This window comes from Seonamhaeicola sp. ABD4_175, assembly GCF_056160885.1.
Genome location: NZ_JBSWYC010000003.1, coordinates 495,659 through 510,716 on the forward strand (window position 1 = coordinate 495,659; position 15,058 = coordinate 510,716).

The 15,058-nt window shown below is 32.2% G+C and carries 15 protein-coding genes; 8 read left to right on the top strand and 7 right to left on the bottom strand.

Annotated features, from left to right (window positions below):
- Positions 1-60 precede the first annotated feature (60 nt).
- The 7 genes from ACXAG4_RS11885 to ACXAG4_RS11915 are packed head-to-tail and all read left to right on the top strand — an operon-like array spanning position 61 to position 5,647.
- Entirely contained in the window at positions 61-1,482 is a 1,422-nt protein-coding gene (locus ACXAG4_RS11885) for an ATP-dependent DNA helicase (protein ID WP_475296296.1), read from the top strand.
- Between the two features lie 5 nt (positions 1,483-1,487).
- Entirely contained in the window at positions 1,488-2,063 is a 576-nt protein-coding gene (locus tag ACXAG4_RS11890) for a DUF4126 domain-containing protein (RefSeq protein ID WP_475296297.1), read from the top strand.
- A gap of 38 nt (positions 2,064-2,101) precedes the next feature.
- The gene (kdsB, locus tag ACXAG4_RS11895; RefSeq protein WP_475296298.1) at positions 2,102-2,830 is read left to right on the top strand and encodes a 3-deoxy-manno-octulosonate cytidylyltransferase; all 729 of its coding nucleotides are present in this window, start codon (positions 2,102-2,104) and stop codon (positions 2,828-2,830) included.
- 9 nt (positions 2,831-2,839) lie between these two features.
- Entirely contained in the window at positions 2,840-3,541 is a 702-nt protein-coding gene (locus tag ACXAG4_RS11900) for an HAD family hydrolase (protein WP_475296299.1), read from the top strand.
- Entirely contained in the window at positions 3,541-4,158 is a 618-nt protein-coding gene (locus ACXAG4_RS11905; protein ID WP_475296300.1) for a CatA-like O-acetyltransferase, read from the top strand. Before ACXAG4_RS11900 ends, ACXAG4_RS11905 begins: the two co-directional genes overlap by 1 nt.
- A 48-nt stretch (positions 4,159-4,206) precedes the next feature.
- Positions 4,207-5,289, top strand: a complete 1,083-nt coding sequence (locus tag ACXAG4_RS11910; RefSeq protein WP_475296301.1) for an iron-containing alcohol dehydrogenase family protein — start codon at positions 4,207-4,209, stop codon at positions 5,287-5,289.
- A gap of 1 nt (position 5,290) precedes the next feature.
- Positions 5,291-5,647, top strand: coding sequence for a 1-acyl-sn-glycerol-3-phosphate acyltransferase (locus ACXAG4_RS11915; RefSeq protein ID WP_475296302.1), 357 nt, complete (start codon positions 5,291-5,293; stop codon positions 5,645-5,647).
- 374 nt (positions 5,648-6,021) lie between these two features.
- Here the strand turns inward: ACXAG4_RS11915 and ACXAG4_RS11920 are convergent, their stop codons facing one another.
- The 6 genes from ACXAG4_RS11920 to gcvT form a co-directional block, all read right to left on the bottom strand.
- The gene (locus tag ACXAG4_RS11920; RefSeq protein ID WP_475296303.1) at positions 6,022-8,652 is read right to left on the bottom strand and encodes a zinc-dependent metalloprotease; all 2,631 of its coding nucleotides are present in this window, start codon (positions 8,650-8,652) and stop codon (positions 6,022-6,024) included.
- 86 nt (positions 8,653-8,738) lie between these two features.
- Entirely contained in the window at positions 8,739-9,734 is a 996-nt protein-coding gene (locus tag ACXAG4_RS11925; RefSeq protein ID WP_475296304.1) for a Gfo/Idh/MocA family protein, read from the bottom strand.
- A gap of 21 nt (positions 9,735-9,755) precedes the next feature.
- Entirely contained in the window at positions 9,756-10,499 is a 744-nt protein-coding gene (locus ACXAG4_RS11930; protein WP_475296305.1) for a YebC/PmpR family DNA-binding transcriptional regulator, read from the bottom strand.
- Between the two features lie 115 nt (positions 10,500-10,614).
- Complete coding sequence (locus ACXAG4_RS11935; RefSeq protein ID WP_147132780.1) at positions 10,615-10,908, bottom strand: 4a-hydroxytetrahydrobiopterin dehydratase; 294 nt, start codon at positions 10,906-10,908, stop codon at positions 10,615-10,617.
- Between the two features lie 58 nt (positions 10,909-10,966).
- Entirely contained in the window at positions 10,967-11,791 is an 825-nt protein-coding gene (locus ACXAG4_RS11940) for a sugar nucleotide-binding protein (protein ID WP_475296306.1), read from the bottom strand.
- A gap of 20 nt (positions 11,792-11,811) precedes the next feature.
- Positions 11,812-12,894: a glycine cleavage system aminomethyltransferase GcvT gene (gcvT, locus tag ACXAG4_RS11945; protein WP_475296307.1), complete on the bottom strand. Its 1,083-nt coding sequence runs from the start codon at positions 12,892-12,894 to the stop codon at positions 11,812-11,814.
- 219 nt (positions 12,895-13,113) lie between these two features.
- Between gcvT and ACXAG4_RS11950 the strand changes: the two genes are divergently transcribed.
- Complete coding sequence (locus ACXAG4_RS11950) at positions 13,114-13,764, top strand: SDR family oxidoreductase (protein WP_475296308.1); 651 nt, start codon at positions 13,114-13,116, stop codon at positions 13,762-13,764.
- Here the strand turns inward: ACXAG4_RS11950 and thrC are convergent.
- Entirely contained in the window at positions 13,761-15,056 is a 1,296-nt protein-coding gene (thrC, locus tag ACXAG4_RS11955) for a threonine synthase (RefSeq protein ID WP_475296309.1), read from the bottom strand. The genes ACXAG4_RS11950 and thrC overlap by 4 nt on opposite strands.
- Positions 15,057-15,058 lie beyond the last annotated feature (2 nt).

Sequence of the window (15,058 nt, forward strand, 5' to 3'; positions counted from 1 at the left end):
AACCTACAAACAAAAAAATCATTTCTATATTTGAATAATTTTTTTCTTGGTAATTAATTCATGACGTCTTCAGAATTTTATTCGCTTATAAAACAACATTTTCCTTTTCAGCCAACGCTAAAGCAAGATGTTGTATTACAGCAACTTTCAAATTTTATTTTTAGTAAAACGCCTAACAGTCTGTATGTTTTAAAAGGCTATGCGGGTACAGGTAAAACAACTATTGTTGGTGCTATAGTTTCTAACCTTTGGAAGGCAAAAAAGAGCGCAATTTTAATGGCACCTACAGGAAGAGCAGCAAAAGTTATAGCAAATTATTCTAAAAAAGAGGCATTTACCATTCATAAGAAAATATATTTCCCTCGAAAAGAAAAGGGTGGTGGCGTTAAATTTGTATTACAGCCAAACAAACATAAAAACACTATTTTTATTGTAGATGAAGCCTCAATGATACCAGATACACCTGGCGATTCAAAATTATTTGAAAATGGCTCATTACTTGATGATTTAATGCAATATGTATATTCTGGTCACCAATGTAAATTACTTCTAATTGGTGATACAGCACAATTACCACCAGTAAAATTAGATTTAAGTCCTGCTTTAAACGAAGATACTATTAGCTTAAATTACAACAAAGAAGTTAGTGTAATGGAACTTGATGAAGTTGTAAGGCAAGAATATGACTCCGGAATATTATCTAATGCCACAATTTTAAGAGAAGCTCTTGCTAATGAAGTGTATGACTATTTTAAGTTTGATTTAAACGGCTTTAAAGATATTGTAAGGCTTGTTGATGGCTATGAAATTATGGACGCCATAAACGAATCTTACAGCAATTTAGGTAATGAAGAAACAGCTATTATTGTACGCAGTAATAAACGAGCCAACTTATATAACCAGCAAATACGCAGTCGTATTCTATTTAATGAATACGAACTTTCTTCAGGAGATTATCTTATGGTTGTTAAAAACAATTACTTTTGGGTAAAACCAAACTCTGAAGCAGGTTTTATTGCCAATGGTGATATTATTGAAGTGCTTGAAATTTTTAGAATTGAAGAACTTTACGGTTTTAAATTTGCATCGGTTAAAATTCGCATGGTAGATTACCCCAAAATGCAACCCATTGAAACCATGTTACTATTAGATACTATTACTGCCGAAACGCCTTCACTATCTTATAACGATTCAAACAGATTGTACCAAGAAGTAGCTAAAGACTATGAAAACGAAAGTAATTATAAAAAGTTTTTAAAAATAAAAGCCAATAAACATTTTAATGCGCTACAGGTTAAGTTTTCATATGCTATTACCTGCCATAAATCTCAAGGTGGACAATGGAATACCGTGTTTGTTGAGCAACCATATTTACCAGATGGAATAAATAAAGATTATTTACGTTGGTTGTATACCGCTGTAACCAGAGCCAAAGAAAAATTGTATCTTATTGGTTTTAAAGATGATTTTTTTGAAGAATAACGCATATGAATTCAGAAACATTAATTAGTATTTGTTTAGGTATTGGACTTTCAGCATCGGTTGGTTTTAGAGTTTTTTTACCATTATTTGCATTAAGTCTTGCTGCTTATTTTGATGTTTGGCAACTCAATGAATCATGGCAATGGGTTGGCAGTACAACGGCTTTAGTAACCTTAGGTGTGGCAACAATTGCCGAAATTACAGCATATTTTATTCCATATATTGATAATTTGTTAGATAGTATTGCGGTGCCATTAGCAGGTGTTGCAGGTACCGTGGTAATGCTTTCAACAGTAGCTAATCTAGACCCTGTAATTACGTGGTCTTTAGCTATAATTGCTGGTGGTGGTACTGCTGCAGCAATTTCTGGAGCTTCTGGTACAACACGTTTAGCATCAACAGCCACTACTGCTGGTGTAGCAAATCCATTAGTTTCTAGTTTAGAAACAGGTACCTCATTAATTATGTCTGTTTTATCCATATTTATGCCTATTGTTGCAGTTATTTTTACGGTTTTTATTTGTTATATTTTTTTCAAATTGTATAAAAAGTTAAAGAAAACCAAGCATACTGCTCCATAAAAAAGAGTATTTTTGAAGACGAATTGATTAATTAATTTATGAAGATAATTTCAATGATTCCGGCGCGTTACAGCGCAACAAGGTTTCCTGCAAAACTAATGCAAGACCTTAATGGTAAACCTGTAATATTACGAACTTACCAAGCCACAGTTGCAACAAATTTATTTGATGATGTGTTTGTGGTTACAGATAGTGATATTATTTATAATGAAATTGTAAATAATGGCGGAAAGGCCATAATGAGTAAAAAAGAACATCAATCAGGCAGTGATAGAATTGCTGAAGCAGTTGAAAATATGGATGTAGATGTTGTTATAAATGTTCAAGGTGATGAACCTTTTACAGATAAAGAATCACTATCAAAACTCATTCAAATTTTTAAAAATGACAATGATAAAACGGTTGATTTGGCTTCGTTAATGGTACATATTACTGATGAAGACGAAATAAATAACCCTAACACGGTAAAGGTAATTATTGATACTTTCAACTTTGCATTATATTTTTCTAGAAGCCCAATTCCGTATCCAAGAGACACAACTGTTAATGTTAAATATTACAAACACAAAGGTGTTTATGCTTTTAGAAAACAGGCGCTTATAGATTTTTATAACTTACCAATGCTAACTTTAGAAGCTTCAGAAAAACTAGAGCAACTTAGGTATTTAGAATACGGAAAGCGCATAAAAATGGTTGAAACAAACGTACAAGGCATAGAAATTGATACACCTGAAGATTTAGAACGGGCTAAAAAAGCTTGGAAATAGTTAGTAAATATGAGTGAATACAAAAACATAAAAGTTATTGGTTTTGATGCAGATGATACACTTTGGGTTAACGAAACCTATTTTAGAGAAGCCGAAGAGGCATTTTGTAAATTATTGTCTGAATACGAAACACCTAACAAATTAGACCAAGAACTTTTTAAAATGGAAATGGCTAATTTAGAGCTTTACGGTTATGGAGTTAAGGCTTTTACACTATCAATGGTGCAAGCTGCTCTAGAACTTTCAAATTATAATATTTCAAACAAAAAGCTGGAGCAGGTTTTAAATATAGGTAAAACCATGCTCAATAAACCCGTTGAATTACTTGATGGGGTAGAGCAAGTTTTAAAAACACTATCAAAAAAATACAAACTAATTTTAGCTACTAAAGGCGATTTGCTAGACCAAGAGCGCAAGCTTGAAAAATCTGGTTTAACATCGTATTTTCATCATATTGAAGTTTTAAGTGATAAAAAAGAAGCTAATTACAGCAAACTTTTAAATCATTTAGATATAAAGCCAGAGCAGTTTCTAATGATTGGAAATTCTTTAAAATCTGATGTGCTTCCGTTAGTAAATCTAAAAGCGCATGCTATTCATGTGCCATTTCATATAACTTGGGCGCATGAACTTGTAACCGAAAACGAAACCAACGGAAAAGAATACAAAACAATAAGTTCACTAAAAGAACTTTTAAACTTACTAGATTAGTGAAAATTATAGATATTGAAAACTGGAACAGAAAAGCGCATTACAACCATTTTTGTGGTTTAAAAGATCCGTATTTTGCATTAACCATACCGTTTAACGTTACCAAAGCATATCAGTTTTCAAAAGACAATAACATTAGTTTTTTTGCAAAATATTTACATGATTGTATGAAAGCTATTAATGCCGTTGATAATTTAAAATACAGAATAGAAAATAACAATGTGGTACAGTATGATGTTATAAATGCATCGGCTACTTTAATGCGTAGTGATAATACATACGGATTTTCATTTATAGATTTTGATGCAGACTTACAAACTTTCATAAAAAATATTGAAAGCGAAAAACAACGCATAGAAAATTCAAATGATTTGTATCCTCCAAAAAATACTTTAGACTGTATTCATTGCTCTGCATTACCTTGGGTGTATTATTCGGGTCATAAAGAGCCAGTTTCGGGTGTTTTAGAGTCTGTTCCAAAATTATCATTTAGTAAGGCAATTAAAAATCAATCAGAATTAACCATGAATATATCTATAAATGTAAATCATGCATTGGTAGATGGTTATCATGTTGGGCTTTTTTCTGAGAAATTTCAACAAAATTTAAACCAATAAACGTAGAAATAGTATTATTTTTACATTTCGAAAAAGAAATTAGAGTAAATGAGTTATAAAAACTTTCCAATGGTGCCAAGAGTTGTTTTTGGCAGAGGTAGTTTCAACCAATTAAGCGAAATATTAGACCCCAAACGCTTAAGTATAAATGCTCCATTTATATTTTTAGTAGATGCTGTTTTTAAAACAGATGGTAAATTAACTTCAAGAATACCGTTATCATATAATGACAAAATAATATATGTTTCAGCTAAAGAAGAACCAAAAACAGAGCAGGTTGATAACATTGTTAAAGATATCATTTTAACTACAAAAGAAAGACCTTCGGGCATTATAGGTATTGGTGGTGGTACGCTACTAGATTTAGCTAAAGCGGTGTCTATTATGCTTACAAATGAAGGCGAAGCTAAAGATTACCAAGGTTGGGATTTGGTTAAAAACCCAGCCATTTACCACGTTGGTATTCCAACAATTTCGGGTACAGGTGCCGAAGTTTCAAGAACAACCGTTTTAACAGGACCAGAAAAAAAATTAGGAATAAATTCAGATTTCACACCTTTTGACCAAGTTGTTTTAGATTCTGAATTATTACAGGGCGTAGACAAAAACCAATGGTTTTACACAGGTATGGATTGCTATATTCACTGTATAGAATCGTTAAACGGCACTTATTTAAACGCCTTTAGCCAAAGTTATGGAGATATTGCACTTTCACTTTGTAAAGAGGTGTTTTTAAATAATAATTTATCGCAAGTTGAAGCCGACGAAAAGCTTATGATGGCTTCATGGCATGGTGGTATGAGTATCGCATATTCTCAAGTTGGCGTAGCGCATGCTATGAGTTATGGCTTATCTTATCTTTTAGGAACAAAACATGGTATTGGCAACTGTATTGTTTTTGATCATTTAGAAGAATTTTATCCTGAAGGCGTAAAACTTTTTAAAGAAATGAAAGCTCTGCACAACATAACATTACCACAAGGTATTTGTGCAAATTTATCTGATGCAGATTTTGATACTATGATTGATATTTCATTAGATTTAAAACCACTTTGGGAAAATGCTTTAGGTAAAAATTGGCAAAAAATAATTACCCGCAAAAAGTTAAAAGCGCTTTACCAAAAAATGTAACATGCGCTGGCTATCAAAATTTATTTACTTTAAAATACTACGCTGGAAAGTTGTAGGCAATGTTACGCTTTCCAAAAACACCATAAAAAAAGCTGTAATAATAGCAGCACCTCATACTAGTTGGCACGATTTTTATATTGGTGTGCTTTTACGTTCTGTAATTAACGTTAAAACAAATTATATTGCAAAAAAAGCATTGTTTAAATTTCCTTACGGATGGTTTTTTAGAGCTTTAGGTGGTACACCTGTAAATAGGTTTTCAAATGAAAATAAAGTATTAGCCATTGCCAATATTTTTAAAAAGCATAATGAATTTAGAATAACCATGGCCGCCCGAAGGTACCAGAAAAAAGGTTAACCATTGGCGTACTGGTTTTTATTATATAGCTAAAGAAGCCCATGTGCCCATTATAATGATTACGTTTGATTTTAAAAACAAACAAAATAAAATTTCTGAACCTTTCTATCCAACAAAAAATAAGGAAGACGATTTTAAATTTATGCGAAACTTTTTTAAAAATGTTGAAGGTAAGATACCCGAATATTCTTAAATATCAGGTAATTAATAAATTATGGCATACATTTTGATTATTATTTGTTGTACTTAGTTAATGAAACATAAAGTAAACAATTAGTCCCTAAAAAGAAACATAAACTAATACACTGTAAAAAAACAAAAAAGCTATTTCTAAAACGAAATAGCTTTTTTTTAATAGTCAACATTTTTAGGTATTACTTTATTTCTTTTAAAGCATTATCTATTAAGGTTCTTAAATGTTGTTTATGAGCTCTAGATGCCGTATTGCCACTTGTATTAGCCATAGCTCTTACACGTTTCAAATTATATAAAGCCATAGATTTTGATGTATTTGTAAACTTACTAGATTGTTTACCTGTTAACATATTTATTAATCTATTAGTATATTCAATTTGTAAATTTTGTCTAAACGAATTTACATTACCATAAATATCTGCTTTAAAAATTGCATCATTTAAATCTGTCATGAAAGTAGATAAACTATACTGGTTTCCATAAAGTTCAGAATCTGTTATACGTTGTAAGGTGTTAGGGTGTAGTATATGATTTAACACATTTTTTTGATAACTTAAAACTTGACTATGAATTTTAGGGTCTTCAGGTCCACTCATAAAATCAAAACCACGACGTTGTTTAGCTAAATAGTTGAATAAATCATTGGGTGTATTAAAAGCATTTGGCGCAAAAACATATTTTTTTAAGGCGGTCATTGCTCGTTTTTGATCTGCTAAACTAACTGGTGTATAAGGTTGTGTTGCGCCTTGTTGTCCTGCCATAGCCCTATCAACATACACACCGCCTATGTAACGAGAAATTATATTAGCAGCGCCACTTCTTTGTCCGCTTAATAAGCCATAAACACGTCTTAATTCTTCGTATGATTGTCCATCTTTCACAAATTTTTCTTTAGCTGTTTGAAGTAAATTATCAGAAAGTTCTATTCTATCAATAGCATACTGTATAGCATCACTAGATTGATCGTTGGTATTCACTCTTGGGTCAATGGCTTTACCTGGAGCGCGCATATCATCAGCATCATTGCCAAAAATTAATTCTGGTTCAGTAGATCTGTTCAATAATAGATTTTTTTCAGCCTCATTTTTAAAAGGTGTATAACCAAACTGAATAGCCCAAACGTCATACGGACCAACAGCTACGTCATCATATTGCCCTTGTTTGCTTCTGTCTTTGGTAATATTAAGTGTGGCATAATCCATTACAGATGCTGTTAAGCATTTACCTTCAATAAAATCAGGTGTTGCCAATTGTTCCGGAGAAAATAATTGACTCGCTTTCATGTTATGGTTTAGCCCAAGAGTATGCCCAATTTCATGCATAATTAAAGCCATCATAGACTCTTTTTTTATACGCTCCATTTCTAAATCTGATGCGCCCGTAGCACTAGCAACAGCATTTGCAAACATGATGTCTTCATGCATGGCATCACCAAACGAACAGTAATTATGATTATGTTCATCATGCGAGTTGTTTTCAAAGGCTTTATTTTCACTAGCTAATTCGTAAACCTTGTCATAAAACACACGGTTTGTAAAATGTACATATTCTAGCATAATATCTGCTCCTAAAATTTCACCTGTTCTAGGGTTAACAAAACTTGGTCCGTAACCACCAAAAGGAGGTTGCGGAGATGAAGTCCATCTCAACACATTATACCTAATATCACCAGCATCCCAATCTGCATCATCTGGCTGTTGTTTAACAACCATGGCGTTTTTAAAACCAGCTTTTTCAAACGCTTTATTCCATTGTAAAACAGCTTCTTTAATAGTTGCTCTCCACTCATGAGGTGTTGAGTTTTCCATCCACCAAACAATTGGTTTAACAGGCTCAGAAATTGCGGCATTAGGATCTTTTTTTACTAAATTCCATCTGTGTACTAAATCTCTATATGCAATAGTTTTTGTAGTAGTTTGGTCGTCAACTTGCGTGGTGAAATACCCAACTCTTGGGTCGTCAAATCTAGGTTGGTAGTCATTATCAGGCATTGCAATTAAACTGTGAAATACTTTAATGCTTACGTTTCTACCATCAGAAACCGCACCCGAACCTCTGTTTAATGCATAGGGGTTAGAGTAAACATATTCAATTTTTAAATTAGTATTTTCTGGGTAGTTTTTAATAGCATTTACTTTAGTTTTGTTTTTATCTAAATTACCAAGTTTAAAGGCTAGAGGAGATGTGCCTGGTCTAGATGCAGGTTTTACTGTTGCAAATGTTTCTTTTAAAAATAAGTCGTTAGCTTTAATTAAGTATAAGCCTTTCTTTTCATCATGTGCTTCTATTTTTAAGCTTGCCATTATGCCTTCACTTATATTGGCAGATTCAGATTTTGAGATAGGGTTTGTTGGATCAAAATAAAACGAAGTGTTTTGATAAACAAATTCAATTTTATCAAAATACTTATTAATTTTAAATACTTTTGAACCTCTGTAAGAACCTCTATTAATTCTACCAGCATCCATTACACCATCGGCTATTTGGCTAAAATAGATAAACTCTTTACCTAATTGCTCTTCAGAAATTAACATTTGTAAAGCTCCATTTACTGTATCTTGATAAATGGTAAATAAACCTTCCATTTTTTTGCTTCGCTTAACAAAGTCTGCAATTTGTTTCTTTTTTGGAGCTTTTGGTTTTGGAGCTTCAGTTTTAGCCTGATTTTTTTTCTTTTTCTTCTTTTGTGCCGAAATATTTAAGGGCGACAAAAATGCTACCAAAACAAAAGCAGCCAATAGCATTTTAATTGGTTTTTGTAGTTTGATTTTCATGTATTGAAATTGATTATTAAGTATAAATGATGTCATTTTTTAAAAATGATACCAAATTTAACCAAACAATAACAAAATTGTTACAATAAAATGTTAAATTGAAATGTTTTGAAAGCTGTAAACTAGAGTTTTCCTAATATTTTATCCATAACCCAATTAGTGTGTAAAGCTGTTTTTCCTGTTGAAGGATGCTTGTAATTGTTGTAAAGTAATTGATTGCGCATACCTTCAATATGAAATTGCTGTATGTGTTTAGGGTTTTCTATTTCAATTGCTGTGGTTTTAGAGGCTGTTGTTAAAACCAATGGCTTTTCATGAAAAACTGCAAAATTAATAGTGCCTTTACTACCATAAATAGTAACAGTATCTAAATGTAAACTTGCAGCAAAGTTCCATGAAGCACAACCTGTAGCACCATTAGCATGCAACCAACTTGCGGTAACGGCATCTTTTGCGCTGTATAAATTTTGTTGATTAGTAGCAAAACCTGTAGCGTTAACAATGTTACCTAAAAGTTGCGAAAATAAATCTAAGCCATGACTAGCTAAATCGTCAAAATAACCGCCAGGAGCAATGTTAGCATCGGTGCGCCAATTATATTCACCAGATAAATCAAGTGCACTTGCAGGTTTGCATTGTTGCCAATTTATGTGCCTTACAATACCAATTTCACCGGCATCAATCCATGTTTTAATTTGTTTAAAACGAGGCAAAGAACGCCTGTAATATGCCACAAATAAAGGAATATTTTTGTCTTTAAATGTGTTATAAATTTCTAAGCTATCTTGGTAAGATGGTGTCATTGGTTTTTCAACACAACAAATTTTACCCGCATTAGCAACTTTAAGAGCGTAAAACTTATGTGTATCGGGTGGTGTAGCTATGTAAACAGCATCAACTTCGGTATCATTAATTAAAGCATCTGCATTCGTGTAATATTTTTTTACCTGATGGCGCAGTGCATAATCTTTTACTTTAGCTTCATTACGACGCATTACAGCAACTAAATCAAAACCATCAGTTAATTTATAGGGAGGACCGCTTTTTATTTCGGTTACATTACCGCAACCAATAATACCCCATTTAATAGTTTTGTTGGGTTGTGTTGCGGTTTCCATAATTTAAAAATTGAAGTATTATTAAGCAGATTCTTCCATGGTATGATATACGTTTTGTACATCATCATCTTCTTCAAGTTTTTCTAAAAGTTTTTCAACATCGGCAACTTGTTCTTCGTTTAATTTTTTTGTTACCTGCGGAATACGCTCAAAACCAGAAGATAGAATTTCAATATTATTTTCTTCTAAATACGCTTGTATTTTACCAAAACTTTCAAAAGGTGCATAAATCATAATACTGGTTATTTCGTTTCCATCGGCATCTTCATCAGTATCTTCAAAAATTTCTTCAACACCAAAATCAATCAATTCTAATTCTAATTCTTCTAAATCTAAATTTTCACCTTTTACTTTAAAATTGCAGGTATGATCGAACATGAAAACAACAGATCCTGAAGTGCCTAAACTTCCGTCGCATTTATTAAAATAGCTACGTACGTTGGCTACAGTTCTTGTATTATTATCGGTTGCTGTTTCAACTAAAATAGCAATGCCGTGTTGCGCGTAACCTTCAAAAAGTACTTCTTTATAATCGCCTTGGCTTTTATCGCTTGCACGTTTTATAGCGCGTTCAATATTATCTTTTGGCATGTTAACAGACTTTGCATTCTGTATAACAGCGCGTAAACGGGAATTACTGTCTGGGTCTGGGCCACCTTCTTTTACAGCCATAACAATATCTTTACCAATACGTGTAAAGGCTTTACTCATGGCAGACCAACGTTTCATTTTTCTTGCTTTTCTAAATTCAAAAGCTCTTCCCATAATACTATTTAAGTTAAAAGTTATTTTGCGCTTTAATGTTGTTGTTTTTAAAGCGTTGCGCAAATTTAAAAAATTATTGCATTTTTAGTAGTTTTTGTACTCTGTGATGTGAAATTTATTCATCAACCGGTTCTACAATGGCTTCAATGGCCTCGGCAAGTTTAAAATCTTTATCGGTTACGCCATTAGCATCGTGTGTTGAAAGTGATATTGTTAATACATTATAAACGTTGCTCCAGTTTGGGTGATGGTTAAGTGCTTCGCATTCAAAGGCTATACGGCTCATGGCGCTAAAGCAGTCTCTAAAATTATCAAATTCAAATTCAGCATGAATAGCATCATCAAAATATTCCCAATCTGGGAAACGTAAAAGTTTTGTTTCAATGTCTTGTGCCGATAGTTTACTCATTTTATTTGTGTTTTTTGATTAACAGATTAAAAATACTGATTATTGCTGTTTAAATCAATTATTTTTTTAAATCTTCTAAAACATTTGTACTATAAATTTGTAAATGTTTTGGTAGCTTATTGGTTTTTGGTAAAACTGCTAAATAACGCTCATCATTTGTTGTAAAAACTCTTTTTATAAGCGCTTTTTTTGGTGTTATAATTTGAATCATTTCATTAATAAAGTCGTCATGATGTACCAAATCATTACTACCTAAATGAAAAACGCCATATTTGTTTCGGTTTATTATGTAGTGTATTTGTTGTGATAATTTATCAATATTTGTAACATTCATAATTAAATTTGGAAACACTTCAACGGGTTCATTTTCATTGATGTTTTTGAGTATTTCAAGCACTCTAGGAGATTTAGCACCAAAAACCATTGGCAGCCTTAAAACAGCTACTTGTTTTTTGGGCAAACGCAATAAATTATTTTCTATTTTTATTTTGAAATGCCCATAAATACTATTGCTAAGCGTTTTTTCATCTTCGTAACTTGGGTATTTACTATAAGCGTCAAAAACGTTTGCTGATGATAGGTATATTATTTTTATTTTATGGGCTCTTATGTATTCAGAAAGATGTAAATGAAGTAGTACTTGTTTGGAGAAATCGCCTCGTAGTGCCGAAATAATTATTGTTGGTTTTACAATTTCCAGAATTTCATATAAATCATCTTCTTCAAAATTATAATGAAAAAAGTGACGATTTTTTTCTAATTGAGTATTTGGTGTACAATAAGTGCCAAAAGTTTTAAAATAAGAGCATAGTTCTTTATAAATGGCATTGCCTATAAAACCACTAGCGCCAAGTATTAATATGCTATGTTTTTCATCTTTCATTTTTAATGAGCAACAACAATTTATCCCTTATAAAAAGGTAATTTAACTACAGTTGCAGGAATGGCTTTTTTTCTAATTTGAATGTTAATTTTACTATCTACCGCTGCAAAAACTTTAGGCACATAGCCTAAACCAATACCAATACCTAGGCTAGGAGACATGGTGCCCGATGTTACGTTGCCTATAATATTGCCGTTGCCATCTACAATGTCATATCCTTGGCGCGGAATACCACGTTCATCTAACTTAAAAGCTACTAGTTTACGATTTGCACCACGTTCTTTTTCGGCTTTTAAAGCTTCAGAATTAGTAAAGTTTTTAGTGAATTTTGTAATCCAACTTAAGCCAGCTTCAATAGGCGATGTGGTATCATCAATATCATTACCATATAAACAATATCCCATTTCTAAGCGCAAAGTATCTCTAGCAGCTAAACCAATAGGTTTTATGCCAAAATCTACTCCGGCTTCAAATACTTTGTCCCAAATTTGTTTTACTTCAGAGTTTTTACAGTAAATTTCAAATCCGCCACTACCTGTATAGCCAGTTGCCGAAATAATAACATGATCAATACCAGCAAAATCTCCTACAATAAAGTTGTAAAAGTTAATGGCCGATAAGTCATGACTACTTAAACTTTGCATAGCTTCAACGGCTTTAGGGCCTTGAATGGCTAGTAAAGAATAGTCATCACTTAAATTTCGCATGGTTGCACCAACATCATTTTTACTAGAAATCCAGTTCCAATCTTTTTCAATATTACTGGCATTAACAACCAATAAATACGTGTTTTCTTTAACTTTATAAACAATTAAATCATCTACAATACCGCCAGTTTCATTAGGTAAACAACTGTATTGTGCTTTACCTATTGTTAGTTTTGAGGCATCATTACTTGTTACTTTTTGTATTAAATCTAAAGCTGTTTCTCCTTCAATTAAAAATTCGCCCATGTGGCTAACATCAAAAACACCCACAGCATTTCTAACGGTTTCATGTTCAGCATTTACACCTTCGTATTGTACAGGCATATTAAAACCAGCAAAAGGCACCATTTTAGCACCTAAAGCTTCATGAGTTGATGTTAAGGCGGTATTTTTCATAATTTCAACAACTATTTAGATTAAATTTTGGCAAATGTATCGAAAATTGTTCGGTTTTATAAACCTATGCTTAACATTAACTTTATATGAATTCCATAAGGTAATGCAAGTGTTTCTGTTTTAAATTGTTAGTGATTTGTAGTTGTTAATACTTGTTAAACTCAGGTTAATTAGCGTTAAATTGTTGGAAATTAATATGTTTGAAGTTATACTGTATATATGGAAAATATATTAGTAGCCGGTGCAAATGGCACCACAGGAAAACAAATAGTAAATTTATTAAACGCATCGCAATACTTTAAGCCTATTGCTATGGTTAGAAAAGAAGAGCAAAAAACGCAATTTGAAAATGAAAATATAAAAACTGTTTTAGGCGATTTAGAAGAAGACTTAAATCATGTATTTAACAGTGAAACAAGCATAGATAAAGTGTTATTTGCTGCTGGTTCTGGCGGTAAAAATGTATTTGCTGTAGACCAAGATGGTGCAAAACGATTAATTGATGCATCAAAAGCAAATAATATTAAAAAGTTTGTTATGTTAAGCTCTATGGGTGCTGATAAACCCGAAGAAGCTAATAAATTACAAGACTATTTAAAAGCAAAACATAATGCCGATGAATATTTAAAAAGTAGCGGATTAAATTATAGTATTGTGCGCCCCGGAACATTAACAAATAATGCAGCTGAACATAAAATTAAGTTAGAAGAAACACTAAATGAGCATGGTGAAATTAGTAGAGCAGATGTGGCACAAACTTTAGTTAAAGTGCTTAATGATGACACAGCAAATAAAGCAACTTTTGAAATAATAAAAGGCCACATCTTAATAGGTGAAGCCTTAGATAAATTTTCAACGGTTGTATATTAACGGTTAAGTAAATACAATTTTAAATCATTGTAGCTGCCAATTTTGGTGACTACTTTTGTTTTACCCATTACAGCCTGAATTTGTTCTGGTAAAGGTTGTTTTTCTTTTACAACGTCTTCAACTACATCTAAAAACTTAGTTGGGTGTGCTGTTTCTAAAAATACACAATGTGCATTTGGGTTAGTTTCTAAATGTTTTTTACAACCTAAATACCCAACAGCACCATGCGGATCTGCAACATAATTATACTGAGTATACATTTCTAACATAGCTTCTTTAGTTGTTTCATCTGTAAACCAATATGAAGATAGGTTTTCTTTTAATGTTTCAAACTTGTTTTTATATATTTCTTGTATTCTAATAAAGTTACTTGGCGCACCAACATCCATAGCATTGCTTATTGTTTGAATAGATGGTTTAGGCTCATACAATGCAGATTCTAAATAACGTGTTACAACGTTATTAGCATTGTTTGATGCTATAAAGTGTTTAATTGGCAACCCTAGTTGTTGCGCCATCATACCTGCACAAATATTACCAAAATTACCACTTGGTACAGAAAATACAATATCGTTATGCGTTTTGTACAATTGTTTGTATGCAAACATAAAGTAGAAAAGTTGTGGTAACCAACGTGCTACATTAATAGAGTTTGCAGATGTTAGCTGCATTTTATTAGTTAAATCTTCATCTAAAAAAGCTGTTTTAACCATGGCTTGACAATCATCAAAAGTGCCATTAACTTCTAAAGCTTTTATGTTTTGTCCAAGTGTAGTTAATTGCTTTTCTTGAATATCACTCACTTTTCCGCTAGGATAAAGTATGACTACATTTACACCCTTAACTCCTAAAAAACCATTTGCAACAGCACCTCCAGTATCACCAGATGTTGCTACTAAAACAGTTACTTCATTATTATTGTTTTTATTAAAATAACCTAAACAACGCGCCATAAAACGTGCGCCAACATCTTTAAATGCCATGGTTGGACCATGAAACAATTCTAATGTTGAAATGCTATCATTTAATCTTACTACAGGGAAATCAAAAGACAAGGTTTCTTCAACAATAGTTTTCAAAACGTCTTCTGGAATTTCTGGTGATACGAATTGTTTAATAGTTTCAAAAGCTATTTCTGCATTTGATAATTTGTCTAAATTTTTAAAAAAATCGTCTGATAATGGCGTTATGCTTTCAGGAAAATATAAACCTTTATCTGATGCTAAGCCTTTAACAACTGCGTTTTCAAAGGTTGTGTTTGGTGCTTGTTTATTAAGAGAATAATAATTCATGG